Here is a 26,506-nt window from a genome sequence, read left to right as displayed (position 1 = left end):
GTTATTACCTGTGGGTGCTATGCGAATTATCTTTGCGTTTGGTCGATCCTACCCGGGACGTACCGCCTTGATGTTGTTTAGTCTCGTGATCGCTGGAATGGTGGAGAGCGTGAGCCTGACCACCATGTTGCCACTAGTTTCGGTGATGTTGGGCGACAACGCTCATTCGAAATTTGGTGTGCGCGTTATCGACGCACTGCAGAGCATGGGGCTGGAGCCGACGATACCGGCATTGTTGATTGTCATTGTCGTCGGCATGGCAATCAGCAGTTTTTTGATCCTTTTGGCCAACCGTCAAGTGGGGTACACCGTTGCACGTGTGGCCACTGACCTGCGGGTGGATCTGATCAACGCCACATTGGAAAGCCGGTGGGAGTACTACCTGCATCAACCAGGTGGGGCGTTGGCCAATGCGGTGGCGACGGAAGCCTACCGAGCGTCCACTGCGTATGAACACGCAGCCAATATGCTTGCACTATCGATCCAGGCTGTGGCTTACGCAGCCATTGCGCTGATCGTGTCATGGCAGGCGGCGGCGGTATGCCTGATTGTGGGGTTGACCATTCTTATTGGTCTTCGAGGGTTGGTCAAAACATCGCGTCGCGCAGGTAAAAGTCAGACTCGCCTCATGAAGGATTTATTGGTGAGCCTCACCGACACGCTCGGATCGGTTAAGCCTTTGAAGGCCATGGCACGAGAAGACATCGCCGACTCTCTGTTGCGACACCAAGCCACCGAGCTAAATGCGGCGATGGAAAAAGAGGTGACCAGCCGGGAGACACTGCGTGCCCTGCAGGAGCCCTTGTTAGCCATCCTCGCGGCTGCCGGGCTCTACGCAGGTTTAGTGGTCTGGCAGTTACCGTTGTCATCGGTGATGGTGCTGATCTTTATGGTCGTTCGCGTGCTTGGCCTAATGCACAAGGCGCAACAGCGATATCACCGTATGGCGGGGCAGGAGAGTGCATTCTGGGCATTACGTCGTGCGGTAGAGACTGCTGAATCCCAAGTAGAACCTCAAGGCGGTAATGGTGAGCCCACGCTTCACCAACACATCGATTTCGACAACGTGTCGTTCACCTACGAGCAACGCACGATTCTTGAAAAGACATCCTTTTCATTTGAAGTCGGAACGATGACCACGCTGGTTGGACCTTCTGGAGCGGGTAAGACCACCATACTCGACCTGCTTTGCGTATTGCTGAATCCTCAGGCAGGAACAATACGTGTTGACGGCACCTCCCTGAATGACCTCGATCGCCGTAAGTGGCGCCGCTTGATTGGCTACGTCACTCAGGAAACCCTTTTGTTGCATGACAGCGTGTTCGCGAACGTTACGCTAGGTGAACCGGCGCTGACGCGCGAGGACGCAGAACGGGCACTGCGCCAGGCAGGAGCATGGGACTTCGTACAGAGCCTTGCCAATGGTATGGATTCTGTCGTCGGTGAGCGCGGCGGAAAACTCTCCGGCGGGCAGCGTCAGCGCATCGTGATTGCCCGCGCTCTGGCTCATCGTCCGCGCCTCCTGATTCTCGATGAGGCGACTAGTGCGCTTGATCCCGAATCGGAGTTCGATATCTGCACATCCCTTAAAGCACTGACGCCAGAGATCACCATCATCGCCGTTTCTCACCGACCTCGCCTGATCGAACTAGCTGACCGGGTCATGCAGGTGAGGGATGGGCGGGTAACGAGCGTCTTCAATTTTACAGCGACGACGAACGAGACATTCAGTAGTAATGAGTGACTCCGTACTGCCCCCAATGATCGAGGTGGAGAACCTTCAATGAGCAGCACAATCCATAAAAAACAGACGGTGGCTGGCAAGGATACGAAGCGGGATATTCAAGATGAGGTTGTATACCCTCAAACGCCTCATTCAGATGTTTTACCAGGCAAACTGGCACCACTGATTGCTTTCGTGGGGTGCGATGGTGCCGGCAAATCTACTGTGTCCGACGCTGTTCTTGCCTGGATAAAAGAATCACGGGACGCGCAGAGTTGTCACCTGGGTATCCAGTCCAAATCATTGGGTGAAGCGGTGGTGAAATGGCCGTTGGTGGGCCCCGCCATCGGACGTTTGATTGTTGCGAATTCCGCTCGCAGTAACTCTTCATTTCGTAGTACTGGGAAAGGGCCGAGCACACTCGTTGCCTTAGTAGTTTTTCTATTGTCTGTTCGGCGATGGAGGCGATACCGAAAGATGATGGCGCTTCGTCGCCGCGGGATTGCTGTTGTTGCTGATCGCTATCCCCAGATTGCAGTGGCGAACATGAAGATCGATGGTCCGGGACTTCTGAAGGTCAAGCATCGCAACGGATTTGTTCGCTTTCTCGCTGGGTGTGAACGGATGCTTTACGCCTACATGATCAGCTACCGACCGGATCTTGTCATCCGCTTGAACGTTGACCTGGAAACCGCGTTTGCGCGCAAACCGGATCATCGTTATGAGTCTCTCGCACTGAAAATCGCAAGTGTTCCGCAGCTCGAATACCAAGGTGCACCCATTCTGGATTTGGATAGCAGCTTGCCTCTTGAGGAAGTCATCGCACGGGCAAAAGCAGCTGTGTCTCCTCATTTAGAAAATGGTTGAGTGATTTATGCCTGGTAATGATTCCAAGTTTTACATTCCGTCCAGAGAACGCCACCGCTCAGCAGCACCTTTGATTGCCATTATCGGTTCTGACGGAGCGGGCAAAACCACGATCGCGTCCTATTTGTGCGACGCCTTGAAAGGCGATGGAGCAACCTATTTGTATCTCGGGCTTGGCTCCGGCTCAATCGGATTGAAGATTCGAGCATGGCCACTGATAGGCCCTATATTAGAGCGCAGTTTGTCATCCAAAGCGCTGCAAGCACGTACCGTGGAAGAACGCATTCCCGGTCTCTTCACTGCGCTGACCATTTACGTCTTTTCCAGGATGCGGGCTCGTCGGTTCAAGCAGATGCTGAATGTGCGTAAAAAGGCCGGGCTGATCATCTGTGATCGCTATCCGCAAGTAGAGATATCTGGTTTTTACGATGGACCGGGTCTTAGCGCAGCGCGACCACGTGGTTATTTGACGGCTTTGCTCGCTATTGATGAGTTTGCTTTATATCAGCACATGGCTCGTTACCGACCCACCCTGGTGATTCGTTTGAATATTGACGTGGAAACTGCTTTGGCGCGCAAGCCTGATCACATCCCAGAGTTGATCAAAAGAAAAGTGGATGCGACACCGTTGCTGCGTTTCGGCGGCGCGCGAATCGTTGATGTCGACGCGAAGCTGCCTCTCCCTGAAGTTCAGAGCAGGTGTTTGGATCTGATCAGGCAAATGATGAACGGTGCCTAATCGTTCGCTTGCGATAGGGGCTGTTTAAACAGTCGGCATGTACTGCTGTTCTTCTCGAAACATCGACGTGATCCGGCACCTGCAGCGAGGGTGGTGCTGAGGGACGTTGTTTGAATACAAAGAGGGTTTCATGAGCGCGAAGAAATCTGATTCAGTCCGGCAACCTACAGATTGGCCTGGTCTAATCTGGAGTTTCATTTTTTTTTGGTACTTCTCAGGGGTGACGCAACTGCTGATTGTTCATGCAGGTGTGGCAGGTTGGAAAGGAATGATTCAGGCATCGATGGTCACGCTGCTGTGGTTGATTCCATTGATCCTTTTCCCAGCCAGAGCGCGGGTACTGGGGGGGCTGATCGGCATTGTCCTCTGGGCATCGTCGCTCTCAGGCTTGGTTTACTTTTTGATATACGGTCAGGAGTTTTCCCAAAGCGTAATTTTCATCATGTTTGATTCGAACATGCAGGAGTCGTCCGAATATTTGGGGCACTATTTCTCCTGGTCAATTGTTAGCGTGCTCGCCGCCTATAGCATTGGCGGGTTGGCGCTCTGGACTCGTGTTCGGCCCGCATACCTGTCTCGCAGCGCGATCGTTGTGTGTTGCGCGATGTTCGTCGTAGTGGGGGCAGGTTTCAATGCGGTCAATCAGTTGCGCAAGCGCCCAACACTAAGCCTTGCGATCTCCAAATTCGAAGAAAACATTGAGGCTGCGGCGCTATGGCAAATGGTCGTTGGTTATCACCAGTACCTTCAGCAACTGGATGAAATGTCGAAAATGCTGACTGTACAGGCGCAGATACCTCCGTTGAAGAACCTCTCCGATATCCATGCCGGACAGCGCTCAACGCTGGTGCTGGTCATCGGAGAATCAACTAACCGTCAGCGCATGAGTCTGTATGGCTACTCCCGGCAGACCACGCCAAACCTGGATCAACTGCGAGGTCAATTGGAGGTGTTCGATCACGTCATTGCACCGCGGCCCTACACAATCGAGACGCTGGAGCAGGTTCTGACGTTTGCAGACGAGGAGCATCCGGAACTTTTCCTTAGCACTCCGACGGTGATCAGCGTGATGAAGCAAGCCGGCTACAAAACCTTTTGGATCACCAATCAGCAGACCATGACCAAGCGCAACACCATGTTAACGCTGTTCTCGAAGCAGGCTGATGAGCAGACGTACCTGAACAACAATCGTGACCAGAACCAGACCAGCCAGTACGATGAGGATGTGCTTGAACCCTTCTCAAAGGTGTTGGACGACGATGCCCCGCGAAAGCTGATTGTGGTTCACCTGCTCGGTACGCACATGAGCTACAAGTACCGCTACCCTGAGCCGTACGACTATTTCAAGGATCGAACAGGGGTGCCGGCCAACGTTACACAAAGCCAGTTGGCGTTCTACAACGCCTATGACAATGCCGTACGCTACAACGATTACGTAGTGTCGTCGCTGATCAAGCGATTCAGTGAAACCGACCCCAACGGCTTTCTGCTGTACCTGTCCGATCACGGAGAGTCTGTCTACGACCCTGTCGCTCCGGATGTCTTGGGTCGTAATGAAGCAGCCCCGACACGGCCGATGTATACCGTGCCCTTCATTGTGTGGAAATCGCCCAGCTGGAAGTCAGTACAAGGTGCGATGGTGGAGCCCCTTGAGTACCTAGCGCGCCCTTACAGTACATCGCACTTTATTCATAGCTGGGTGGATCTTGCGGGGCTGCGGTTCGATGAATTCGATCCTGCAAAAAGCATCGTGAACGCTGGATTCAAACCAACGCGAATGCTGATTGGCAACCCTCACGATCCACGGAGCCTGCGGGATTTCAGTCTGCTGCCTACCGAGCCGCAGTTAGGCTCTGATACCCAAATTGCTCTACAGAAGAGCAGTAAGTAGTAGGGCGCTGTACATCGAAAAACAACACCGCACAAAGCACGCTCGTGTCTTTCCGGACGTGGTGGCGAAAAGGTATCGTCGAAAATCAGGCAGCAGCTCGTTTCTCAGTGCCATATCTGGTGCGCTCGATAGGTTCGGTTTCAGTATTTCGTGGCCATCAAAGAAGGGATGCGTTGATATCAAAACCGAATGCGTGGCAAAAAACTTCCAGGCTAGGTGAGCGTCGAATAACCGTCCGCGGAATGTACCTTTTACGTCGTTGCCTGATGCTCGAAGACCGGTAGATCCACAGGTGATTTATGTTTCGATGGCTACGTGTCGCGATGTTTGCGCCATTGCGCGGGACTCATTCCAATGCGCTGTCTGAATGTTTTTTGGAAGGCAGAGATTGATTGGTATCCCACGCGCTCCGCGACCTGTTCAGTAGAGTGCGAAGGATTTTTTAGTTCGGTGATCGCCATCGTCATGCGCACGTCTGTGATGAAGTCATTTGTGGTAGAGCCGATTCGCTCCTTGAAATGCCTGGCGAGAGTTGCCCGTGACATATTGCAGAGTCCGGCAAGGTTCTCCAGAGTCCATGGGTGCCCAGGGTCATGCAGAATAGCGTTCAACGCAGGTGCCAAACGAGGGTGTCCGGCCATTGCCAAAAGCCCTGACGGGGCCTCCTCGTCCTCACCGGCCAGACGTAGCGCAAGGGTGAACAAGGCTGCGGAAAGCGCGCCAAGCATAGCGTGGGCACCAAGAGTCGGAGTTGCGGATTCATGGCGCATCAGGTTAACGAGGTTTGCCAGTTGGCTTGCGGTCGAATAACTGATCGGAGTCTCCGGCACTGAGCGTACGATCAGTCGGGGAGGTAGATACGTGCGCAGGAGGCGGTCATACGGTGGTCGGACAATGAAGCGTCCACAGAGCATGTCCAGTCGCTCACCGATTTCGTTGTTTTCACTGACGACGAAATTCAGCTCCTGTTTAAAGCTCGCTTCTCGAGGTGTTTTTGCGCCACCGTCGTGGAGAACGTGTTCTGTTCCGTGGGCGAATAGGATGATGTCCCCTTCATCCAATTGCTGCGCGGGGTAATCTCTTTGTGCATTTACTATCGCCGACCCCTTGAGCACGATGTGATATGGCATCTCCCCTGCAGGCGAAAGGTCATAGGTAACCTGCCAAGGTGCGCCGTAGTAGCAACGGGTATCCAAGTGCCCAGAGACAGGAACCATTGCCAGCAACTGGCTTAACCAATCCAATGGGGGTGACATAGCAGACTTTTCCAAATTGATACGATTAAGGTTATTTGTGAGGGTTTTCGAGCTTACCTGTAATGGGGGTGTTTTATAAAGTAACGGCTCACCCATTAACGATTTACCCGGGAGTCACACCATGAGCCGTATTCAAACCCCAGCAATCAGCACTGCTACCGGCGCGACAGCTGAACTTTACGCCAACATCAAAAAAGCTGTAGGTATGGTGCCAAACGCCTACGCTGCAATCGGTGCTCTGATTCCAGCAGGTCTGGGTGCAATCCTCGGCGCAGACGGCACTCTGGCCAAAGGCACACTGAGCAAGCAGGATCAGGAAGTTATCAAGTTGTTGGTGAGCAATCTCACCGGTTGTGATTACTGCGAAACCGCGCATTTTACGATTGCTAAAATGATTGGCCTGAGTGTAGAAGTACTTCAAAACATTCGTTTGGGACGTCCGACCGGCGACATCAAGCGGGACGCCTTGATCAGCTTTGTGACTCTGCTTGTCAAGACATCCGGTACAGTCAGCAAGGATCAATTTGACGCTATCAAAGCAGTCGGTTATAGCGACGTACAGCTGACAGAAATCAGTCTGGTGATATCGATCATCACCTTTACCAACCTGTTCAACCGAGTAAATGACACCACCATCGATTTCCCAGCGATCCCAGCATCGGTCTGAATCGGCCAGCCGAGTGGGCCGAGGCTCGATACTGCACCATCAAAACGGCGCCTCATGGCGCCGTTTGTTTAGGTGGGCATTGTGTCACGCTGCCTCATAGTATGTTGTCCCTGGCAGGACAGATGCGTGCTTTAGAGACGTCTTTCCGATTCCGACTTGAGGCTATGGAGTTTGACTACAGCTTTTTGCGTGCAACCGCGGCTTGGGCTGTTTTAGTTCCCAGCTTGATGGGCATTGCACTCCCTATGCTGCGTCAGAAAGCCTTCAGGTCGTCCATCAAATTTCCCCTCACGCTCATCGAGCGACTACTGATGCCGACTGAAGCTTTGTGAGAAAGGTGGAGGGCTGAATGTAGGCGCTATCCGCTCCTGTCTCCAGGAATGTCCAAATGGATCCTGATTTCGCTGGCTATGGAAGCTCGGCTCAGGTGAGGTTTTTTGCTATTTTATATTGTGGCGGTTGATACAAAACCTATGATAGGGTCGACGACAAACCCGCAGAGATATTTAGTCCATGGCTCGCCCTCGTGCATTTGATGAATCAAAGGTTCTTACCGCTGTAGTCGAAGCATTCTGGACGCGGGGGTATGAAGGCACTTCGACGAGAGATCTCGTCAAGTGCACCGGCCTAAACCAGCCGAGCCTTTACAACGCATTTGGCGACAAACGCAGTCTCTATCTTCGTTCCCTTGAGCACTACTTGGAGTGCAGCGTGCGTGACCGCATCCGCCGCCTTGAGGTTTTGCCAAACGCAGGAATGGCCATTACAGGGTTTTTTGCTGAAGTGCTGAATCGCACGCTAACCGATCCACTTCATCGTGGATGCCTGTTGGTGAACTCTGCCCTCGAAACGAATGCAGAAGATGCAGACTTGCGTCAGGCAGTGTCAGAAGAACTTGAGACCATCCGCAGTTTTTTTGAAAGCCGCCTACGTGCCTTCAGCTTGCAACGCGCAGTCGCCACAGGGATCGATGCAAAGCAGGGCGCTCATCACTTGCTCAGCGTATTACTTGGGATTCGCGTGTTGGCACGGATCAATCCGGATCCTGCGTGTGTAACCGACGCTATTGGAATTGCACTCACCAGCCTGGGGCTTCCGCCCTTGGCTCGTTGCGACACTCAATGAAGGCCACTGTACGGAGTCAACATGATCAAGTTCTACTATCACCCGTCTCCTAACCCCGCGAAGGTTGCGCTGTTCTTGGAGGAGTCAGGCCTTGAGTACGAACTCATCCCTGTTGATACGCGCAAGGGTGAACAGCACGATCCGGCGTTTCTTAAGATCAATCCGAATGCCAAGACACCGGCTCTGATTGATGGTGATAACGTGGTATTCGACAGCAACGCCATACTGCTCTATCTAGCCGAAAAGACCGGGATGTTCCTGCCTGCTGACAATCTCAAGGCGCGAGGGGAGATGTACTCCTGGCTCATGTTCGTCGCGACCGGCATCGGCCCGTACTCTGGACAGGCTGTCCACTTTAAGCACTTCGCACCTGAGCCAAAAGACTACGCCGTTACCCGCTACACCTTCGAAGCCTGGCGTCATTGGACCATCATCAACGAGCACCTGGCCAAACGGCCTTACATGCTCGGAGGTGAGTACACGCTGGTGGACATGGCCGTATGGGGGTGGGCGCGCGCGGTACCTTTCATCCTAGGTAATGACGCTTGGGTAAAACTTCCAAACGTGAAACGGCTCCTTGATGACATCAATGCTCGACCGGCAGCACAGCGAACCGAAGAGCTGAAGACCCAGCACAGTTACAAGACCGAGATGGATGCTGACGCCCGTAAGGCAATGTTCCCGCAGATTGCTCAGTAAAGGTGCCAGGTCATGATCGATTTGCATTACTGGACTACTCCAAACGGCCACAAGATCGCTTTGTTCCTTGAGGAATCGGGTGTGCCTTATCGCATCGTGCCGGTGAACATCGGGAAGGGGGAGCAGTTCACTCCATCGTTTCTGAACATCGCGCCCAATAACCGCATTCCAGCCATTGTCGATCATGTGCCACTGGACGGTGGTCAGCCGTTGTCAGTCTTCGAATCGGGCGCCATTTTGTTGTACCTGGCAGATAAAACTCATCAGTTCATTCCTGGCGATCTACGAGGGCGCAACGAAACCTTGCAGTGGTTGTTCTGGCAAATGGGTGGGTTGGGGCCGATGGCGGGGCAGAATCATCACTTCGTACAATACGCTCCGGTGCCAATTCCCTATGCGCAGGAGCGCTACGTCAACGAAACCGCTCGATTGTATGGCGTGTTGAATAAACACTTGGCGGATGGCCGTGACTACATCGCTGGCGACTACAGCATTGCCGACATGGCCAGTTATCCATGGATTGTGCCCCACGTCCGGCAGCAGCAAGAGCTTGCCGACTTCCCTCATTTGGCTCGCTGGTTTGAGCGAGTAGGTGATCGACCTGCGACAAAGCGTGCATATGCGATGGCGGAACGAATCAACACCGCTCCGGTCGTCGACGAGGAAACACGCAAGCTGCTATTCAATCAGGACGCGAGCACGGTTCGATAAGCGATCGTTGGTGAAGAACAATCCATCATACATTTATGGTCGGTCTGTGAAGGCAGTTCATAAAGTATGGAAGATGTAATCGGTCTGAGTCGATTATGAAAATCACTGTCGTAGGTGCGGGTGCTATTGGAGGTTTTCTGGCGTGCAAATTGTTTGCGGCCGGGCATGACGTCAGTGTCATAGCTCGTGGCGCGACACTTCATGCTATTTGCGAGCAGGGATTGCAACTGCAGACGGGCAACGATCTTCTGATCGCTCCACTTAAGGCTACATCTGAGCCAAAAGAGCTGGGTGTTCAGGATGTGGTGATTCTTGCCGTAAAGGCACCGGCATTGCCGACAGCTGTTGAAGTTGCAACAGCGTTGATCGGTCCACAAACCATCGTCATCCCTGCGCTCAATGGGCTTCCTTGGTGGTATTTCCTGAAAGCCAATTCGGCGTTGTCAGGTACGCGTTTAAAGGCAGTCGATCCTGACGGCCTGATCGAAAGGAATATCCCGACTGACATCATCATCGGATGTGTTGTGTTTCCGTCTTGTAGGGTTGAGAGCCCTGGCGTGGTGAGGCATATGTCCGGAAGCAAGATCGTTTTCGGAGAGCCTGGTGGTGGCATCAGTAGCCGTATTTCAAACGTGACGGACTGTTTTCTCAAGGCCGGTTTTGATGCGCATGCACACGAAAACATACGTGAAGAAATCTGGCTTAAGCTGCTGGGAAATGCGTGTTTCAATCCCGTCAGCCTGCTAGTTAATTGCGCCACCGATGAGATGATCGATGACACTAACCTCAACGTGTTGTTCATCGAGATGATGAGCGAACTCCTTGAATTAGGAAGCCGTTTGGGCATCTCACCCAAGATTGATCCTCAGCAGCGGATCGCGATTACACGAAAACTCGGTAAAGTGAAAACGTCGATGCTGCAAGATGTTGAAGGGCACAAACCCGTTGAAATCGAGGCTATTTTGGGAGCTTTGATGTCGGTGGCTGATCTAGCAGGGGCGCCAATGACTCACACGCGTACTGTCTATGCCTTGGCTCGCATGAGGGCACGAACGCTTGGTCTATTGCCGGATTAATTGAACCGACTGGTTCGTATTTAATCGCACCTGCGTCACTATTGAGGATCTGCAGATGACTGCAACAATTGCTTTCGATGTGTACGGTACGTTGATCGACACTAGGTCCGTAGAGAACGTCTTGAGATCGTTGGTCGGCCAAAAATCTGTAGCTGTCTCGGAGCTTTGGAGACAGAAGCAGTTGGAATACAGTTTTCGTCGAGGATTAATGCAGGAATATCGGGATTTCTCTGTTTGTACACGTGATGCGCTTCTGTTTGCTTGTGAAAGCAATGGTGTGAAGCTAAGCACCCTAGAGCAGGAGCAGGCGATGCATGCCTATACAGAGCTGGAGGCTTTTGACGATGTGAAAGACGGGTTGGCTGACTTGCTAAGCTCAAGGCTCCGACTTTTTGCTTTTTCCAATGGTAGCCGTACGGCCATTGACGTCCTCTTGCGGCATGCAACGCTACGAGAGAGCTTTATTGATGTATTGAGCGTTGAGGAGGCGCGTTCCTTCAAGCCGGACCCAATTGTATATGAGTACCTTGTTAAAAAATGTGGGGTGCCAGCACGAGATGTCTGGTTGGTTTCCAGCAATCCTTTCGATGTTATTGGTGCGGCTAATTACGGTTTGCGTACCGTCTGGCTGCGTCGCGATCCAACGGTGATTTTTGATCCGTGGGGTGTGGAACCTGATCTCGTGGTACGAGGGCTGGAGGGTGTAGCTAGTAAAATACAATCAGCTAGTGTGTAACGCAGCCAGGGCATAAGCTTCAGTTTCAGTTGCACAGTATTTGATTGCCGCACCATCAGCCACTACGAGCCATACCGTCCTGACATTCGGTCCTCGAAAACATTCCGGAATGTCAGTTCCCGTTAGCTTATGCACCGCCACTGCCATACTTTATTCCTGCTACTCATTGATATTCGGGGGCACAAGCTGCCCGTCAGATTCGACCAGAAGTCTCTGCGATTCACGGTTTCAGTCCGCGGCGAGTGTGTGCCTAGAGTCGATCCTATCATTCTTGTAATGAGCTATGGGTCGGGGTGTTGCTACTGTTGTAGCATCATCTTGTGTTGATTCTTGCTGGAGGTTTGCCTTGTCCACAGAAAAAACTGCACTCGTCCTCGCGGGTGGTGGAAGCCTCGGCGCGGTTCAGGTTGGCATGTTGCAATCACTCGTCGAAGCGGGTGTTACATTCGATTTGGTGGTTGGTGCTTCAGTCGGTGCCATCAATGGTGCGTACTTTGCTGCGAGACCAAATGCACAAGGGGTGTTGGAACTCGCGGCCTTCTGGCGTGGTTTACGCAAGTCCGATGTGTTTCCGTTTTCGCTGATAGATACCTTGACGGGGATCTTGCAGGGGCGAGGACATTTGCTTCGCGTTTCGGCATTACAGCGCCTAGTGCGCAGGTCGCTGCCAGTAGAGTTGATTGAAGAAACAGAATTGCCTTTGCATATCGTCACCACAAATTTACTTACCGGTGCCGAAGAATTGCTGTCCAGTGGCAATGTGGAGCAGGCATTGCTCGCCAGTGCGGCGATCCCGCTGGTATTTCCTACCGTGCAGATCGGTGGGAAGTTCTTGATCGACGGCGGCGTAGCCAGCAATACGCCAATTGCCAGTGCGGTTGCCCTAGGGGCAACGCGGATCGTGGTGGTACCCACCGGTTTCGGTTGTGCTTGCCCGACACCGCCCCTCGGGCTCGTGGCGCTAGCCCTGCACACACTGAACCTGATGAGCATGCGCCAATTGGTGCGCGACATTGAACTATACTCCCCGCGCGCCTCTATCCATGTCGTCGCCCCCTTATGCCCACTGGACGCCTCGGTGTTCGACTTCAGCCAGACCGATCAACTGCTGCAGCGCGCGTATCATTCGACCCAAACGTGGATTGAAGGAGGGGGATTGATACGAATCGGGGTTCCGGATTCGCTGCAGGCGCACACCCATCATGCAGGCAAGGTTAGTTTGTTCATTCTCAATGGTGTTGCTAACGAATTTGCTACCTTATTGGCAGATATTCAAAGTGTGGTGACAGGGGCCATTGATTTGAAAATTATAAAATGGAAAGAGTCCACCGGGCCCTTTTCTCACGGCAACATCAACCGCCAATTATCAGTGATCTCGCGACCAAGCCGTTTCAGACTGGAGACCCTGGGCACTCCAGGGCGAAGCCTTTCCACCACTCAGGCCGATCTGGTTACTGCTGATTGGTCTGACCTGATCAGCTGCACTGCCTGACAGTTGTTCGACGCTCATGCCACGTGTGGCTACGTATTCCTCCAGTTCCTGCACATCGCGGGACAATACGTCGTAGCCGCCACCGTCGAAGTCATCTCTGTGGCGCAGACTCCCCATAGGAGAAAGCGCGCGACGTCCAGTCCATTGCGAGCATTGTTGGTGGCCATCAGCGGGTAATCGTCGCCCATGGCCTTGCGAGTCATCATCAGCCAGCGCGTGGTCAGCGGTAGCGTCCGGCCACCACCGATTGCGACACTGGTGCCCAGCATGGGCAGACCTATCTCCAGGTCGGGCAGAAAGCCCATGAAGCGGCTCTTCGTTACAACACTGTCGGCTCCGCATCTGACCGCAGCCTGAGCAAGGCTGACAACGCCCCCGCTTTGACCTGTAAGTTTGATCCACCGCGGTAATGTCGTGGCCCGTCGGATACGCACAAGAACGGCATTAATGCGTGCTGCACCGCGTTCAAGGACGATGGCGCCGTTGGTGCCTTCTTAACCGTGAGGAGCGCCGATGTTCAGTTGAAGCACTCTCAGACCAGCTTGTTCGATCTGATTGGCGTACTGCGCACATTGTTCAAGGTCACTGAGGATCAGACTGGGAAACGGTATGGAAAAGGGCACGAGGGATGAAAACGCCCCATTTGCTGGGGTGAAGACTCGACTCGAAGCTTGGTATTTTAAACATCTGATCGGATTAGGTGAATATCACGACATTCGGGATAGAAAAATTAAATGATATTTGGCGTGGAATTGAGGTTAACGCAATTTCTCGCTTTAAATTATATATTGCTATCATCAGCTTGCCTCTGGTTGCACGCCAAATCATGAAGCTGTGTTTAGTTTCGACCTCCACCCATAGTAGAATTATCGATATTAGTGATTGCGCGCTGTGTTAGGGCAATACACTTGTCAATATTTCCGGCCTCTTTTGCTTTCATTGCTTCTATCTTTACTTGCTCAAGATTATTTACCTTACCTCCTCCAAGGTTCTGACCGGCTGTATGTAGAATATCATCAATATTTTGTAGATTGACGTCGCACAAATTATCAGCAGCTTGAGACTGGATTGAAAATGCGGAAATGGCAATCGACATGATTAGTGCGAATTTATTTTTCATGATTTGCTCCAGTAATGAGTATGGGTTACAGAAAAAATTCCAACAGTTTTTGAAATGTTAACGGTTTCCATCTCGCCTTTATTGCTATGGCGCGATAGAGTTTTAAAGCAAGCAGGTAAATGATTAAGCGATTATCTCGAAATTTGAATTTTAGAGGTCAACCGCAACGACTCCTTGAGCCCTAGAGTTCGAAGGAAATCCGTCTTTTGAAAGGTCGACTGAGGCTGCTGCCTTAATCGAACCGTCCTTTCGGACAGAAAAACTATGTATGGCGTTACCAGTTTTTTTAGTATTTTCCTCGGTCTGATTGATTCTTTGGTTGATGACATAAAGGAAATCCTCATCAGGTGAAAGCGCTATCTCGAATGAAGTGCTCCCTGGCTGTAGTAAGTTTCGGTTGTTGATGAACGACTCACCAGGGATGGGAACATCAACGACTTGTATTTCCATAGGAGATAAGGCATTTTTGCCTGCAATGTCATAAACAGATATTGTGCTAGCAGTCTGCTGCGTGTTTAAGCGTGGCAAGTTGTTCACTGTGTAAAGTCGCGTCGCTTGCTTGTTGACCAGTACCCAACAAATATCTTGACCGCTATTGTTTACTGCATTTACGAATTTGAGGCGCCCAAAGTGGTCGTATGAAAATACACCCAGTTGATTTCTCGTTACGAACCCTGCATATAGGATGTTTTGTGATGGATGACTCCAAATGCCTAATGGCATTGAGGGAACACCTGGCGAGCCAATGTATAGATAGTTCTCTATAGTCTCTGGTAGTGTGGCTACGTCCGTAAGCGTAATTTTTCCCTTGTCGTCGACCCTCATGGTTCTAACTTGACCTTGAACACTGTTTTTAGGGCCGGCTAAAAATGACCGGCTACCATCTCCGTCAAAATCAACGTCAACCTGAAATTCATCGGCGAAAAATAAATTTTTTACTGTTTTGGATGCATGAATCTGTGCAGGTTTCTGGAAGCCAGGCACCTTCAAGCTATCCGCATACATCAAGGCTCCATTTTGCTGAATTTCAAAAGAAGTGTAACTGGCTCCCTCAGGGTCAGATAAGCTCGCTTTTTGATGATAGTCCTCGTTCCGGTTAGCAGCGACTAGGATGTTTCCTGAAATATTAATACTGACCGGTGCGATACCTTTTGAAGGGAATGGTGAACCAGGAATATCGGTCAGGGTGCCATCTTTATTAATATTGAACCCGGATATATTGTTGCTATGCGTGTTTACTGCATAAAGTCGTTTTTTATCATTTGTGACGATAATTTGCGAATCGTTATCCTGCGGTCCAAGTTTTCCGTGGGTATCATTGTTGATCCCGGTGCCATTCGTTTTATAGAATCTTATAAATTGAATTGTGCCATCATTAAGTCGCTTGTATTGCGCAACTGTGTTTTCGCTCTCTTTAATGTTATTGGTTAATGTGTAGAGGAATTTTTTCTCGCTGTCCGCTAAAGCATTGCAGCTTACACAGATAGCCACTGCTGACAAAATGAGTTTAGGTGTTATTGTCATTGAAACGTCCTCAGGTAACCGATTTATTGGTGTGGATGAGACTATCGTTACAGATAACAGTTGCTTTGAAATTCAAGCTAAAGTGCTTGTGTGATGACGTTAGCATCGCTATAGGCTGATTACTTTCAAAAATATGCTTTTTTGTAGGGGTAATATGTGTAGAACCCGTGCTTATGAAAACTCGTTAGCTTCGAAAAAAGATTAATGAGAGAGGGTTATGAATATTTTTACCTTTTCGGCACACTTTCAAAATATACGTATGAACTCCTATACGACAGCGTCGACTATGCAAGTCAATTACTTGCTCCATATGGACTAACTCGACTGTGCCGTTTTGCGCGTCCCCTAGCGGGAATCGCTCGAATTACTTAGTGCGTAACGGTCTGCGAGGTGGAGTGTTAAGAAGACGTTCGTGAAGTTCGGCCCTTGTGGTGACTACTGTCAGGATGGGCTTAAAATTTATACCCCAGAGCGATCATATATACCCAAGGATCGATATCTACATTAAGCTTCAAGTCTCCGGCACCGGCCAAGTCGACATGGGCATTGGTGTCAATGTCAATGTAGCGCACCTGACCGTTAACCATCCAATGATCGTCAAGCATGTAGTCGAGACCGATTTGTGCGGCCATACCCCAAGAGTTATCCAGGTCAAGGTTGCTGTAACCTTTGGCTTCAGCACTGCTTGAGGTGCGAGTGTCATAGAAAGCTGTGTAGTTAATCCCAATACCTGCATACGGTTGGAACGCGTCGTTCTTTTCTAGCGGGTAGTAGATCAAGCTCAGAGTGGGTGGCAGCTGTTTGATATCACCGAGATCGCCATTTAGCCCTACCAAATCACCTGACAGACCATGTACCCCTACGTCGTGGCTGAATGTCGCAGCCAATAATTCGATACCCAAATGGTCCGTCATCATGTAAGCAAAATTGAAGCCGAGTCGAGTGTCGCTGTCAACCGTTGCTTTGCCCCCCAAATTGCCTAGCGGACTCTTCACGCCGGAACTGTCTTCGTTCGGCTCAACAGTGATCGCACCAGCTCGAACGATGATGTCGCCAGCTTCATATGCACGAGCAAAACCGGGGGCAATCGCGAACGCTAATAGTTGTCCAATGAGGATATATTTATTCATATGTGATTCCCGCAGAGTCACTGGGGGCTCCCGCAAAGATTGAGTGGGTTTTTAAATTCGATAAGTTTTTAATCAATCCACTTGTTCAATTATCCTTCTTTTGGAGTGTTAGTAAGATGCTTCTTCAACAACACTAAATCCTCAAGCTTTCCGGATCATCATGTAAAAACATTCAGCGGATTTCAGATTACGTATCCTGTGTAATATCTCGGGCATAAGATGGCGTCGAAAGCAAAAGGCATCGAAGGTACAATTCGAGTAGAAAGCCTAATGCATAGAGTGATTTTTTGTACACGTTACCTGCTCAAGCGACGCAACCAGCAAAGATTGTCGCTCGTGGATAACATGAGATTATTTGTTATCTTCATGGAAGCGCCTCCGAGTGTGTGATCTATTTGTTGGAGCTAGATTGCTCTTGTAGCTAAAAGTGCTGGCCAACGTCGGGTTATGGTGTTTGTGAACACGCTAGCATCGTTCTTGGCAATATGATTTCAAAATTATGCTTTTTGTACAGGCAATGTGCATGACCCGTGCTTATGAGAAAAATCATATCAAGCTAAGGAGAATAGTCGATGAACGAGGGTTCATAAGTAATTGTTTGCGTATTCGTGAGAAGGGTTGACCTCCAGTTTCACGGATCTGGCCAGCGACACAATCAGAAGCTAGGTGATTTTGATCAAGTTAAATTTTGACGCGAAAACGAAGAAGTACTCGTTTTTAATTTAGTAGATGATCCGTATAGGTGAATTGGCTGTACGGATGCGGTCAGCGAATTTGGCGCAGTCTGCACTGCGATAGATTTTTTATTGCTTCGGAGGGAAGGTGTTATTCTAATAGTAAGGACTGGTATATGATTCGATTTCGTATTTCGATGATTTTGTCTTTCAATTTCTTGCTGATTTGCTAGGGAGGAGTTCAAAGATTGGTTAAAAGTTCTATGGTCAGAGCTCTAAGGGGCATTTTATAATCCGAGAAATAAGCTAATATCCATAGTCTGGTTGATGCGGCTTCGTCTCGTATTGATTCTTTTCGGAGGTATGCCTTGGCTGCTGAAAAAACTGCACTCGTTCTTGCGGGTGGCGGAATACCCGGTGCGGTCCAGGTTGGCATGTTGCAAGCACTCGTCGAGGTAGATGTGACTATCGACTTGGTGGTTCTTGCTTCTGTCGGCGCTGTCAATGGCGCGTATTTTGCTGTTAGACCACATGCACAGGGAGTGTCTGAGCTCGTAGATTTCTGGCGTAATCTATGCATGGCTGATGTATTTCCATTTTCGCTGACAGATACCGAAACAGGAGTCCTGCGAGGTCGCGGTCACCTGCTGAGTGCTTCGGCGCTGCATCGTTTAGTGCGCAGATCTCTCCCGGTCGAATTAATCGAAGAGACTGAACTACCCCTGCATATTGTCACCACCAATCTGCTCAGCGGCGCCGAAGAACTTCTGTCCAGTGGTAATGCTGAACAGGCCTTGCTCGCCAGTGCTGCAATTCCGCTGGTGTTTCCCTCCGTGCGAATCGGCAAAAAGTTCTTGATCGACGGCGGCGTAGCCAGCAATACGCCAATTGCCAGTGCGGTTGCCCTAGGGGCAACGCGGATCGTGGTGGTACCCACCGGGTTCGGTAGCGCTAGCACCGGCCCGCCCAAAAAGTCGCTCGCGCTAGCGCTGCACACACTGAATCTTATGAGCATGAGTCAATTGGTGCGAGACATTGAGTTGTATAGCCCTCGGGCGGCTATACATGTGGTTCCGCGGCTTTTCCCTTTGGACACTCGGTCTTTGACTTCAACCGGACCGGTCAACGATGGCAACAGGCTTATCAGTCTACTCAATCATGGACAGAGGAAAATGGGTTGTTGAGGGTTGAAGTACCGTATATATTGCAAGAACACACCCATAACTTTAGTTAGGTGTGCGGGAGGTGGCAAGAGTGTTGTTAGCTCCCAGTTAATCAAATCAAAAATAGCGTTGTTAATAGGAGTGAACATGAATAAGAAACGGCCGGTTAATCTTGATATTAGAACCATTCAGCTTCCTCTTACGGCTCTTACATCAATTCTGCACCGAATTTCAGGAATACTACTCTTCATTTTTCTGGCCCTGATGCTTTATACACTAGCTAAATCGCTGGACTCAGAACAAGGGTTCAACGAGATCAAAGGCATGTTGTCTTCAACCTTCGGTAAAATTAGTACCTGGGTAGTATATTCTTCATTTATTTACCATTTGGTCGCCGGTATTCGTCACCTTGTTATGGACATAGGCATAGGGCATACATTGGAGGGAAGCAAGCGCGGATCTATCACCGTCATAGTAGTGTCTGGATTGTTAATCGCCATTGGCGCACTATGGATTTGGTAGCTTACGATACGTAATGACATTGATATGCCAACTAAAATTTAAGGGGCGCCATCAATTGCCTTCGGCGAGAAGATCGTCCCGCAACTCACCATTTTAAGAGACTGTAGATCTATCCCTTAAGCGATCACAAATGTAGTTCAAAGATTTAATTGCCAAGGCCACGCGAAAAACGCACCGCATGATGAGAAGGCACCGCCCGGCCACTGTGATCAATATGTAACCCTCCCGTTCGAGATCCTGAAAGGGGATCTCATGATCGGATTGATTGGTAACCTGTACGATGAATGAGACCCGATCGGCAGCCGCAATAATCAGGCAATAACCGTGATTGCTCCCTGATAGGAAAAACTGGGCTTAATTGAACTAATGGAATCAAAGATCGGGCTGCTAACTAAGTTTGGTGTGGTTGGTTTTGTTGGTGGTCACCCAGTTGTATATCTAAATTTCTCAATTTTTCTTGTTTGTTATCTAGGTGAAAGAAGAGGCGAGCAGTAATAAGTACTGCTGGTCTTTTATGCGGCATCATCAATCACGTGCACCTGAATAACTATAGGTCTGGGTATTCAGGGACCAAGGTGCTCATTCCTACCCGCAATCTGTCTTTATCGCCGAGCAAGACGGCTCTTAGGCGTGGTACGACGAAGTCAAAAAAACTACGAGTTTTAACAGGTAATGGTATTTGACCTGCATGAACTAAATGAACAGGTATAGGTGTGGGTTCGAATTCACGAAGAACTAATCGCAATTTTTGTTGTTCGACGGCATGGGCAATTTGATATGACAAAATATGAGTTAGTCCCACACTCGCGATGGCCGCGTCAATAGCAGCTTCAGCGGTGTTTACGGAAAGACGAGGTTTTACTATTACAGTCAGTAGATCCGTCGGCGTTGAAGCTGAAGTGAAGCTCCACATCGGACCGGAGGGCAATCCCTCGAAGTTGACACATGAGTGCTCCGTGAGATCGTTGGGATGTTTCGGCTTGCCATGACTGGCAAGGTATTCCGGGCTCGCACATACCACTCGGCAGACAGTTCCAACCTGAGTGGCAACCATGCTGCTATCCGGTAATTTTCCGACCCGTACGGCGGCATCGATATGATCATCTACAAGGTGCATTGTTTTGTCGGATAATATCAATCGAATATTAATTTGAGGAAATGAGGCCAAGAAATCATTAATGATTGGTAAGAGATGAAGGCGCCCGAAGACGACAGGAGCAGTAACAACCAGCTCACCTCTAGGTGTTGTGTATTCGCCAGATGCGGAGCGCTCTGCTTCAGTCACCTGATCAAGGATCTGCTTACAAGACTGGAGGTAGGTCAATCCAGCTTCAGTTAGAGTCAGGCTACGCGTAGAGCGCATCAATAGCCGAACCCCTAAATGCTCTTCTAATGCTGCGAGTTTTCGACTGACCGTTGGCAGCGGAACAGAAAGCTTGCGACTTGCAGCGGAGAAGCTCCCAGCCTCCACCGTAGCTACCAAGATGGCCATCGCTTCAAGACGATCCATTTTGTTAAACCTCTTAGAAAGAACACATTTTGGCAATGCTCAATAACCTATCAGTCACCTTCTATGTAAGTAAAGGTGAGGTTTGACTTATGCAAAATACGGGATAATCATGTATTTTTAACAGGAAGTTAAGGTGTTCTGGAGGCTCTCTTTTGTTCGGCATTTTAAACTCAAAAGTCGTTTTTTGCGTGACCAGGCAGTGCCCGAACGCTATGGTGCGACGTGCATGTCACCTTCGTCAATTGACTTTTGCTCTCATTTTTTGAAATGGTTCTTCTTAAAATTCCTTGGTTATCACCGGCTATTTGACTCGATAGACTAAACCGAACACAACACAGCCCTTGCAGGTGGAAAATATGTCACGCGTTGAAATTCCCAGCCGGGAAAACACACCACCAGAGACTCATGAAACGCTGGATGCAATCGCGAAGCGCTTCGGTTTTTTTCCGAACCTCTACCGGCTCACCGCGATTAGCCCCAAAACCCTCGCGGCGTTGGTAGGAATACAGACTCCGTTAATGAAAGCACTGGACCTGAAAACACGTGAGCGAATTGCGCTTGTTGTTTCGGAGGTCAACGGCTGTCCTTACTGCGTGGCTGCTCATACCTTTGTTGCTTTAAACTTGGCAAAAGACAGCCCAGAAGAAATTACACTTGCTCGAAAAGGGCAGTCGACTGATTCGAAGATTCGAGTCATCATTCAATTCGCTGCAAAAGTCGCAGAAATGCGCGGGCACGTAAGTGAGGATGAAATAGCTTGCGTGCGGGAAGCAGGGTACTCTGACGCAGAAATTATCGAGGTTATTGGCCTGGTAATTCAGTTTAGTCTAACCAATTATATAAATAATGTATTCGATACCGATATTGATTTTCCGACAGATACATTAGTCTAACGAGCTGAGAAATCCGCTTAATCGGTAGCAACGATAGTGTCTATATACCATTTTCGATAAGCTACCAGTAAACATTCTATCGAGGTGTAGCAATGACCCGTACTATAATTCCTACACGAGACAGCGCAGGAGAGGAGGTGCGTCCTACGTTTGATGCCGTTTACAAAAAACTTGGGTTTGTACCTAATGTGCTGCGTTTGACATCACTTTCTCCTAGCGCGCTAACTGCCTTGGACAAAATGCAACTGTCGTTGGGCGATAGTTTCGATGCGAGACTCCGCGCGCAGATCGCGCTCGCAGTGTCTGAGGTAAATACATGTTTGTATTGCTTGGCAACACACACGTACATAGGCATGAATTTTGGAGGAATGTACCCGAGCGACCTATTACTTGCCCGGCAGGGCATGTCTAACGATCGGAAAATGGCAGCAGTGGGACGGTTTGTCAAACAACTCGTCACTACCCGTGGGCACGTCGCTGAAGCCGAGCTCAAATTAATTCGCGAAGCAGGTTTCACTGATGAGGAAATATTGTCCATCATCGGCTTAAGTGTTCAATATATGTTTACCAATTACATTAATAATGTTTTTGATACGAAAATTGATTTTCCTAAGGTCCAAATGTTGGGGCCGTATTGACGCGTATCAAAATCTACCCATCTAATCACTGCTTGTAATGGATAAAAAATATTGTCTATAGATGTCTCGTCATGCCAATCGATAGTCTAGCAGGATGTTATGAAAACGAGCATTGGAAGCATTCTAGCCAATGGTCGGCTCTCTATGATTCACTGCGGTGTATGGCGGTCTAAAGGCATTAGATGTAATACGCTTCCTCATACCTAAGCTGGTAATCATCGCATTGATTCTCTTGCGATCAGTCACATAAAGGCGTTTTGCTTCAACAGCTTAATCGTGTGGCTAGCCACCGCCCCTTTCTCATAGAGCCAGAAATAGCTGATCTGTATTCGGCTCTCCGTTTTCGTTGGTTGCGCTTTTGACCTTGCTGGTTGGCGTTGTCTACTGCGACTTCGACTGAGAGGTACTCACGACCCCGGAGCTTGCAGCCTAGGTGTTGCCGATCGTTTGCGTTATATCTCCTACATCCCTATCACAATCCCTGATCTAAGGCCCGCTGGTGCATGTTTGCATCTCGGCCTACACGTTCAACGTCAAGCCTGACGCGCCAGAACGGCACCGAACTCGATCTTTGCCTTGGACTGGGCACCACCAAGTACCCGTTGGTCCGAGCTTTTACCTCTACCAAGTGCATCGTACGGGTGAGCCGCAACGCAAGAGAAGTCTGCACGACTCACCTTAAAAACGGCTGCACGCCATATCGTGCACAACCCATGGATGATCGATGCAAAGATCTTATATCGGTTCCACCTGTGACCTCTATATAGCGTAAGACGCACCGCTGAACGAAAACGCCTGGATCGTGCTGGTGCACATTAAACCGTTCGTGCACCAGATCTGATTCAGTGGTCTGGGCGGATTGCTGGCAATGCAGGATATGTCCTATCAGTTCAAGGTAAAAACCGCATGTGTGAGTCGTAAGGCACGACAATGTTCAGAGTATAGGGATGAGAATTAATACCAAATGTTGGAAACTGGCTGCACAAGCTCCGAGTTTTTGCGAGAGTCGTAACGGTAACCAATAATGGACAATAAATAAGAGGCCTGAATATCTCAAAGGCGTCCTTTGACCTCCTCCGGCAAGCCGTGTGTGTCATCTGTATACAATGATGGCAGATAAATTCTAAATTCAAAATTCTCGAAATCTGAAATAGTGGTTCCCGATATCGGGGGATTATCAACATAGGCTCGAAAATATAAGCTTCCTCTCACGCCAATAATGGCTAATTGAAAGAGGATCTACAGATGGCACGTATTACAACCCCAACTCGCGACCAAGCTCCTGCTAGCACCCACGCCACCCTCGATGCGATTGGTAGTCAAGTTGGTTTTATTCCAAATATGTTTCGTATGCTCGCTTCGAGCCCAGATACTTTTGCAGGTATCATCGGTTTCCAGGCGGCGATGTCCAAATCATTGAACGTAAAAACCCGTGATGCTATCGCTTTGGCTGTGACTCAGGTTAACGATTGCCATTACTGCATGAAAGCGCATACCTACATTGCAACTAACTTGGTGAAAAGTTCGGCCGAAGAAATCGCCTTGAATCGCCAAGGTCGCTCCGAAGATCCAAAGCGTGCTGCTGCAGCTACGTTTGCTAAAAACCTGGTAGAGCGCCGTGGCAAAGTAACGGATCAGGAACTCGCCGCTGTACGCGCTGGAGGTTATACAGACCCAGAAATTATTGACATCACCGCTTTGGCAGTGCAGTTCCTTCTGACAAACTTCATGAATAACATGGCTGACAGCGATATCGATTTCCCTAGCGTAACAGCAGCCTAAGTTATGCGGTCGTCTGAAATAAATCATTTTTACAGATGACTTCGATTGCTGTTCTCAACGGGGCCTCGTTAACGAAGTCCCGTTTTTACTTTAGGGGGGGCTGCTTGCGCTTGATTGAAAACCTATTCCGAAGCCAATGTTGACTGCTTTTTACGCTCCATGTTCGTCCTGCTTATGGCAGTGATTGCATTTGGCGTGGTCATGCATTGGAAAGACACTCTCGATGAAATAGTTGATCTGCATGCGCCCCTCCGTTTTCGTTGGTTGCGCTTTTGACCTTGCTGGTTGGCGTTGTCTACTGCGACTTCGACTGAGAGGTACTCACGACCCCGAAGCTTGCAGCCTAGGTGTTGCCGATCGTTTGCGTTATATCTCCTACATTCCTATCACAAGCCCTGATCTAAGGCCCGCTGGTGCATGTTTGCATCTCGGCCTACACGTTCAACGTCAAGCCTGACGCGCCAGAACGGCACCGAACTCGATCTTTGCCTTGGACTGGGCACCACCAAGTACCCGTTGGTCCGAGCTTTTACCTCTACCAAGTGCATCGTACGGGTGAGCCGCAACGCCAGAGAAGTCTGCACGACTCACCTTAAAAACGGCTGCACGCCATATCGTGCACAACCCATGGATGATCGATGCAAAGATCTTATATCGGTTCCACCTGTGACCTCTATATAGCGTAAGACGCACCGCTGAACGAAAACGCCTGGATCGTGCTGGTGCACATTAAACCGTTCATGCACCAGATCTGATTCAGTGGTCTGGGCGGATTGCTGGCAATGCAGGATATGTCCTATCAGTTCAAGGTAAAAACCGCATGTGTGAGTCGTAAGGCACGACAATGTTCAGAGTATAGGGATGAGAATTAATACCAAATGTTGGAAACTGGCTGCACAAGCTCCGAGTTTTTGCGAGAGTCGTAACGGTAACCAACAATGGACAATAAATAAGAGGCCTGAATATCTCAAAGGCGTCCTTTGACCTCCTCCGGCAAGCCGTGTGTGTCATCTGTATACAATGATGGCAGATAAATTCTAAATTCAAAATTCTCGAAATCTGAAATAGTGGTTCCCGATATCGGGGGATTATCAACATAGGCTCGAAAATATAAGCTTCTTCTCACGCCAATAATGGCTAATTGAAAGAGGATCTACAGATGGCACGTATTACAACCCCAACTCGCGACCAAGCTCCTGCTAGCACCCACGCCACCCTCGATGCGATTGGTAGTCAAGTTGGTTTTATTCCAAATATGTTTCGTATGCTCGCTTCGAGCCCAGATACTTTTGCAGGTATCATCGGTTTCCAGGCGGCGATGTCCAAATCATTGAACGTAAAAACCCGTGATGCTATCGCTTTGGCTGTGACTCAGGTTAACGATTGCCATTACTGCATGAAAGCGCACACTTACATTGCAACTAACTTGGTGAAAAGTTCGGCCGAAGAAATCGCCTTGAATCGCCAAGGTCGCTCCGAAGATCCAAAGCGTGCTGCTGCAGCTACGTTTGCTAAAAACCTGGTAGAGCGCCGTGGCAAAGTAACGGATCAGGAACTCGCCGCTGTACGCGCTGGAGGTTATACAGACCCAGAAATTATTGACATCACCGCTTTGGCAGTGCAGTTCCTTCTGACGAACTTCATGAATAACATGGCTGACAGCGATATCGATTTCCCTAGCGTAACAGCAGCCTAAGTTATGCGGTCGTCTGAAAAAAATCATTTTTACAGATGACTTCGATTGCTGTTCTCAACGGGGCTTCGTTAACGAAGTCCCGTTTTTACTTTACGGGGGTGGCTGCTTGCGCTTGATTGGAACCTATTCCGAAACCAGTGATGACTGCTTTTTTCGCTCCGTGTATTGAGGTGCACTGAAATCGAAGCAAATGTGGCAACCGCTTCACCGAAACCCGCGAACTTACAGGTCAGTAATGTCACCGATCCCACCGTTCAAGACATCGTTGTGATCAGTGCACTCAGGATCAGTCTAGGAGGCGCTTCCTACATCGGCATCAGATTAAATGATGAAAGAGATTAAAGCGATGGCGGTACGAGGATGCTATCTCTGCTCCGGTGCATGCGCTAAAGGCACACCGACTCCATTCCTCTCGAATTGTGAGATCAACCTTATTAGATTTTAAGGGTTATCGTCCAATAGTTCTGGTGTTACTGTTTGTTTTAAGCAGTAAGAATTAATAACACAACAAAATGCACTGAAATAGCTCTGTTTTTATTCGGATGCGCACTAAATTAACTCATGTGATCGTATACAGTCGAGCGAATTAAAATGAACGTAACTATCGAAATTGATAACCAAGCCCCACAAAAAAATAATCTGATGGATTTAGCTAGTGACCCTGCGCTAGGGAAAACTGTAGTTGAATCGGAAGCCAAAGGGGCTCATGACTTTTACAGATCTAATGGCAAAGGTCGCGGTGTCCCAGATTTAATCCAAAAAAAAACCAAGCATGTTAACTTTAACTGGTAGTAAGGTCAACGTTCCCCGAGGTGCCGTTATGAAAGCTAATAAGTTGTGGGTGGTTTTAATTTTGACTTTGATGGTCAATG

22 protein-coding genes and 2 pseudogenes are annotated in these 26,506 nt (G+C 49.5%); 18 read left to right on the top strand and 6 right to left on the bottom strand.

All coding sequences use genetic code 11. From position 1 onward, the window contains the following. Window positions 1–19 precede the first annotated feature (19 nt). The 4 genes from B7L09_RS07690 (at window position 20) to cptA (ending at window position 5,220) form a co-directional block, all read left to right on the top strand. Complete coding sequence (locus B7L09_RS07690) at window positions 20–1,744, top strand: ABC transporter ATP-binding protein (RefSeq protein WP_042932248.1); 1,725 nt, start codon at window positions 20–22, stop codon at window positions 1,742–1,744. Window positions 1,745–1,783: 39 nt separating this feature from the next. Then, window positions 1,784–2,590 (top strand): nucleoside/nucleotide kinase family protein, encoded by an 807-nt coding sequence (locus B7L09_RS32305; RefSeq protein WP_238547516.1) that lies wholly within the window; start codon window positions 1,784–1,786, stop codon window positions 2,588–2,590. 7 nt (window positions 2,591–2,597) lie between these two features. Continuing rightward, window positions 2,598–3,329, top strand: a complete 732-nt coding sequence (locus B7L09_RS07680; protein ID WP_010461432.1) for a nucleoside/nucleotide kinase family protein — start codon at window positions 2,598–2,600, stop codon at window positions 3,327–3,329. Between the two features lie 130 nt (window positions 3,330–3,459). Further along, window positions 3,460–5,220: a phosphoethanolamine transferase CptA gene (gene cptA / locus B7L09_RS07675; protein ID WP_010461431.1), complete on the top strand. Its 1,761-nt coding sequence runs from the start codon at window positions 3,460–3,462 to the stop codon at window positions 5,218–5,220. A gap of 311 nt (window positions 5,221–5,531) precedes the next feature. On the opposite strand, the gene B7L09_RS07670 is transcribed toward cptA, so the two are convergent. Continuing rightward, window positions 5,532–6,572 (bottom strand): cupin domain-containing protein, encoded by a 1,041-nt coding sequence (locus B7L09_RS07670; RefSeq protein ID WP_202964475.1) that lies wholly within the window; start codon window positions 6,570–6,572, stop codon window positions 5,532–5,534. A gap of 25 nt (window positions 6,573–6,597) precedes the next feature. Here B7L09_RS07670 and B7L09_RS07665 point away from each other — a divergent pair, with 25 nt between their 5' ends. The 7 genes and pseudogenes from B7L09_RS07665 to B7L09_RS07630 form a co-directional block, all read left to right on the top strand. Further along, entirely contained in the window at window positions 6,598–7,143 is a 546-nt protein-coding gene (locus B7L09_RS07665) for a carboxymuconolactone decarboxylase family protein (protein ID WP_010461427.1), read from the top strand. Window positions 7,144–7,656: 513 nt separating this feature from the next. Then, window positions 7,657–8,268: a TetR/AcrR family transcriptional regulator gene (locus tag B7L09_RS07655; protein ID WP_094468388.1), complete on the top strand. Its 612-nt coding sequence runs from the start codon at window positions 7,657–7,659 to the stop codon at window positions 8,266–8,268. Between the two features lie 21 nt (window positions 8,269–8,289). Then, a complete protein-coding gene (locus B7L09_RS07650) occupies window positions 8,290–8,967 on the top strand; it encodes a glutathione S-transferase family protein (protein ID WP_094468387.1) in 678 nt (225 codons plus the stop codon). 12 nt (window positions 8,968–8,979) lie between these two features. Beyond that, complete coding sequence (locus B7L09_RS07645) at window positions 8,980–9,678, top strand: glutathione S-transferase N-terminal domain-containing protein (protein WP_094468386.1); 699 nt, start codon at window positions 8,980–8,982, stop codon at window positions 9,676–9,678. 95 nt (window positions 9,679–9,773) lie between these two features. Beyond that, window positions 9,774–10,754 (top strand): ketopantoate reductase family protein, encoded by a 981-nt coding sequence (locus B7L09_RS07640; protein WP_010461417.1) that lies wholly within the window; start codon window positions 9,774–9,776, stop codon window positions 10,752–10,754. 55 nt (window positions 10,755–10,809) lie between these two features. Then, window positions 10,810–11,490 carry a haloacid dehalogenase type II gene (locus tag B7L09_RS07635; RefSeq protein WP_010461415.1) on the top strand — a complete coding sequence of 227 codons (681 nt, stop codon included), beginning with the start codon at window positions 10,810–10,812 and terminating at the stop codon, window positions 11,488–11,490. 346 nt (window positions 11,491–11,836) lie between these two features. Beyond that, a pseudogene (locus B7L09_RS07630) lies at window positions 11,837–12,700 on the top strand (patatin-like phospholipase family protein); the annotation flags it as partial. Window positions 12,701–13,011: 311 nt separating this feature from the next. Here the strand turns inward: B7L09_RS07630 and B7L09_RS31955 are convergent. The 4 genes from B7L09_RS31955 to B7L09_RS07610 form a co-directional block, all read right to left on the bottom strand. Continuing rightward, window positions 13,012–13,287, bottom strand: coding sequence for a beta/alpha barrel domain-containing protein (locus B7L09_RS31955; protein ID WP_010461411.1), 276 nt, complete (start codon window positions 13,285–13,287; stop codon window positions 13,012–13,014). Between the two features lie 533 nt (window positions 13,288–13,820). Beyond that, on the bottom strand, window positions 13,821–14,102 hold the full coding sequence (locus B7L09_RS07620) for a PA2433 domain-containing protein (protein ID WP_010461409.1): 282 nt from the start codon (window positions 14,100–14,102) through the stop codon (window positions 13,821–13,823). Between the two features lie 150 nt (window positions 14,103–14,252). Then, the gene (locus tag B7L09_RS07615; protein WP_010461407.1) at window positions 14,253–15,626 is read right to left on the bottom strand and encodes a beta-propeller fold lactonase family protein; all 1,374 of its coding nucleotides are present in this window, start codon (window positions 15,624–15,626) and stop codon (window positions 14,253–14,255) included. A gap of 452 nt (window positions 15,627–16,078) precedes the next feature. Next, window positions 16,079–16,756, bottom strand: coding sequence for an OmpW family outer membrane protein (locus B7L09_RS07610; RefSeq protein WP_010461405.1), 678 nt, complete (start codon window positions 16,754–16,756; stop codon window positions 16,079–16,081). 1,042 nt (window positions 16,757–17,798) lie between these two features. On the opposite strand from B7L09_RS07610, the pseudogene B7L09_RS07605 reads away from it, so the two are divergent. Both B7L09_RS07605 and sdhC read left to right on the top strand, forming a co-directional pair. Beyond that, window positions 17,799–18,664, top strand: a pseudogene (locus tag B7L09_RS07605) (patatin-like phospholipase family protein). A gap of 76 nt (window positions 18,665–18,740) precedes the next feature. Further along, window positions 18,741–19,115: a succinate dehydrogenase, cytochrome b556 subunit gene (gene sdhC / locus B7L09_RS07600; RefSeq protein ID WP_010461401.1), complete on the top strand. Its 375-nt coding sequence runs from the start codon at window positions 18,741–18,743 to the stop codon at window positions 19,113–19,115. A gap of 547 nt (window positions 19,116–19,662) precedes the next feature. Here the strand turns inward: sdhC and B7L09_RS07595 are convergent. After that, window positions 19,663–20,625, bottom strand: a complete 963-nt coding sequence (locus tag B7L09_RS07595; protein ID WP_081853955.1) for a LysR family transcriptional regulator — start codon at window positions 20,623–20,625, stop codon at window positions 19,663–19,665. 356 nt (window positions 20,626–20,981) lie between these two features. Between B7L09_RS07595 and B7L09_RS07590 the strand changes: the two genes are divergently transcribed. The 5 genes from B7L09_RS07590 to B7L09_RS31295 all read left to right on the top strand — a co-directional run bounded on the left by B7L09_RS07590 (window position 20,982) and on the right by B7L09_RS31295 (window position 26,426). Next, window positions 20,982–21,518: a carboxymuconolactone decarboxylase family protein gene (locus tag B7L09_RS07590; protein ID WP_010461397.1), complete on the top strand. Its 537-nt coding sequence runs from the start codon at window positions 20,982–20,984 to the stop codon at window positions 21,516–21,518. Window positions 21,519–21,610: 92 nt separating this feature from the next. Next, entirely contained in the window at window positions 21,611–22,156 is a 546-nt protein-coding gene (locus B7L09_RS07585) for a carboxymuconolactone decarboxylase family protein (RefSeq protein ID WP_010461395.1), read from the top strand. Between the two features lie 1,245 nt (window positions 22,157–23,401). Further along, complete coding sequence (locus B7L09_RS07580; RefSeq protein ID WP_010461393.1) at window positions 23,402–23,938, top strand: carboxymuconolactone decarboxylase family protein; 537 nt, start codon at window positions 23,402–23,404, stop codon at window positions 23,936–23,938. A 1,159-nt stretch (window positions 23,939–25,097) separates the two neighbouring features. Next, the gene (locus B7L09_RS07575; protein ID WP_010461393.1) at window positions 25,098–25,634 is read left to right on the top strand and encodes a carboxymuconolactone decarboxylase family protein; all 537 of its coding nucleotides are present in this window, start codon (window positions 25,098–25,100) and stop codon (window positions 25,632–25,634) included. A gap of 591 nt (window positions 25,635–26,225) precedes the next feature. Next, window positions 26,226–26,426, top strand: coding sequence for a hypothetical protein (locus tag B7L09_RS31295; RefSeq protein WP_141213433.1), 201 nt, complete (start codon window positions 26,226–26,228; stop codon window positions 26,424–26,426). Window positions 26,427–26,506: the final 80 nt, after the last annotated feature.

The sequence above is a fragment of the Pseudomonas mandelii genome, assembly GCF_002251635.1.
Classification (GTDB): Bacteria; Pseudomonadota; Gammaproteobacteria; order Pseudomonadales; family Pseudomonadaceae; genus Aquipseudomonas; species Aquipseudomonas mandelii_B.
This window is presented reverse-complemented; position numbering and strand designations above follow the sequence as displayed.

Coding starts and splice junctions, on each gene's coding strand:
- B7L09_RS07690 (WP_042932248.1), top strand. CDS start 20: ATGCGAATTATCTTTGCGTTTGGTCGATCCTACCCGGGACGTACCGCC.
- B7L09_RS32305 (WP_238547516.1), top strand. CDS start 1,784: ATGAGCAGCACAATCCATAAAAAACAGACGGTGGCTGGCAAGGATACG.
- B7L09_RS07680 (WP_010461432.1), top strand. CDS start 2,598: ATGCCTGGTAATGATTCCAAGTTTTACATTCCGTCCAGAGAACGCCAC.
- cptA (WP_010461431.1), top strand. CDS start 3,460: ATGAGCGCGAAGAAATCTGATTCAGTCCGGCAACCTACAGATTGGCCT.
- B7L09_RS07670 (WP_202964475.1), bottom strand. CDS start 6,572: ATGGGTGAGCCGTTACTTTATAAAACACCCCCATTACAGGTAAGCTCG.
- B7L09_RS07665 (WP_010461427.1), top strand. CDS start 6,598: ATGAGCCGTATTCAAACCCCAGCAATCAGCACTGCTACCGGCGCGACA.
- B7L09_RS07655 (WP_094468388.1), top strand. CDS start 7,657: ATGGCTCGCCCTCGTGCATTTGATGAATCAAAGGTTCTTACCGCTGTA.
- B7L09_RS07650 (WP_094468387.1), top strand. CDS start 8,290: ATGATCAAGTTCTACTATCACCCGTCTCCTAACCCCGCGAAGGTTGCG.
- B7L09_RS07645 (WP_094468386.1), top strand. CDS start 8,980: ATGATCGATTTGCATTACTGGACTACTCCAAACGGCCACAAGATCGCT.
- B7L09_RS07640 (WP_010461417.1), top strand. CDS start 9,774: ATGAAAATCACTGTCGTAGGTGCGGGTGCTATTGGAGGTTTTCTGGCG.
- B7L09_RS07635 (WP_010461415.1), top strand. CDS start 10,810: ATGACTGCAACAATTGCTTTCGATGTGTACGGTACGTTGATCGACACT.
- B7L09_RS31955 (WP_010461411.1), bottom strand. CDS start 13,287: ATGGGCTTTCTGCCCGACCTGGAGATAGGTCTGCCCATGCTGGGCACC.
- B7L09_RS07620 (WP_010461409.1), bottom strand. CDS start 14,102: ATGAAAAATAAATTCGCACTAATCATGTCGATTGCCATTTCCGCATTT.
- B7L09_RS07615 (WP_010461407.1), bottom strand. CDS start 15,626: ATGACAATAACACCTAAACTCATTTTGTCAGCAGTGGCTATCTGTGTA.
- B7L09_RS07610 (WP_010461405.1), bottom strand. CDS start 16,756: ATGAATAAATATATCCTCATTGGACAACTATTAGCGTTCGCGATTGCC.
- sdhC (WP_010461401.1), top strand. CDS start 18,741: ATGAATAAGAAACGGCCGGTTAATCTTGATATTAGAACCATTCAGCTT.
- B7L09_RS07595 (WP_081853955.1), bottom strand. CDS start 20,625: ATGGATCGTCTTGAAGCGATGGCCATCTTGGTAGCTACGGTGGAGGCT.
- B7L09_RS07590 (WP_010461397.1), top strand. CDS start 20,982: ATGTCACGCGTTGAAATTCCCAGCCGGGAAAACACACCACCAGAGACT.
- B7L09_RS07585 (WP_010461395.1), top strand. CDS start 21,611: ATGACCCGTACTATAATTCCTACACGAGACAGCGCAGGAGAGGAGGTG.
- B7L09_RS07580 (WP_010461393.1), top strand. CDS start 23,402: ATGGCACGTATTACAACCCCAACTCGCGACCAAGCTCCTGCTAGCACC.
- B7L09_RS07575 (WP_010461393.1), top strand. CDS start 25,098: ATGGCACGTATTACAACCCCAACTCGCGACCAAGCTCCTGCTAGCACC.
- B7L09_RS31295 (WP_141213433.1), top strand. CDS start 26,226: ATGAACGTAACTATCGAAATTGATAACCAAGCCCCACAAAAAAATAAT.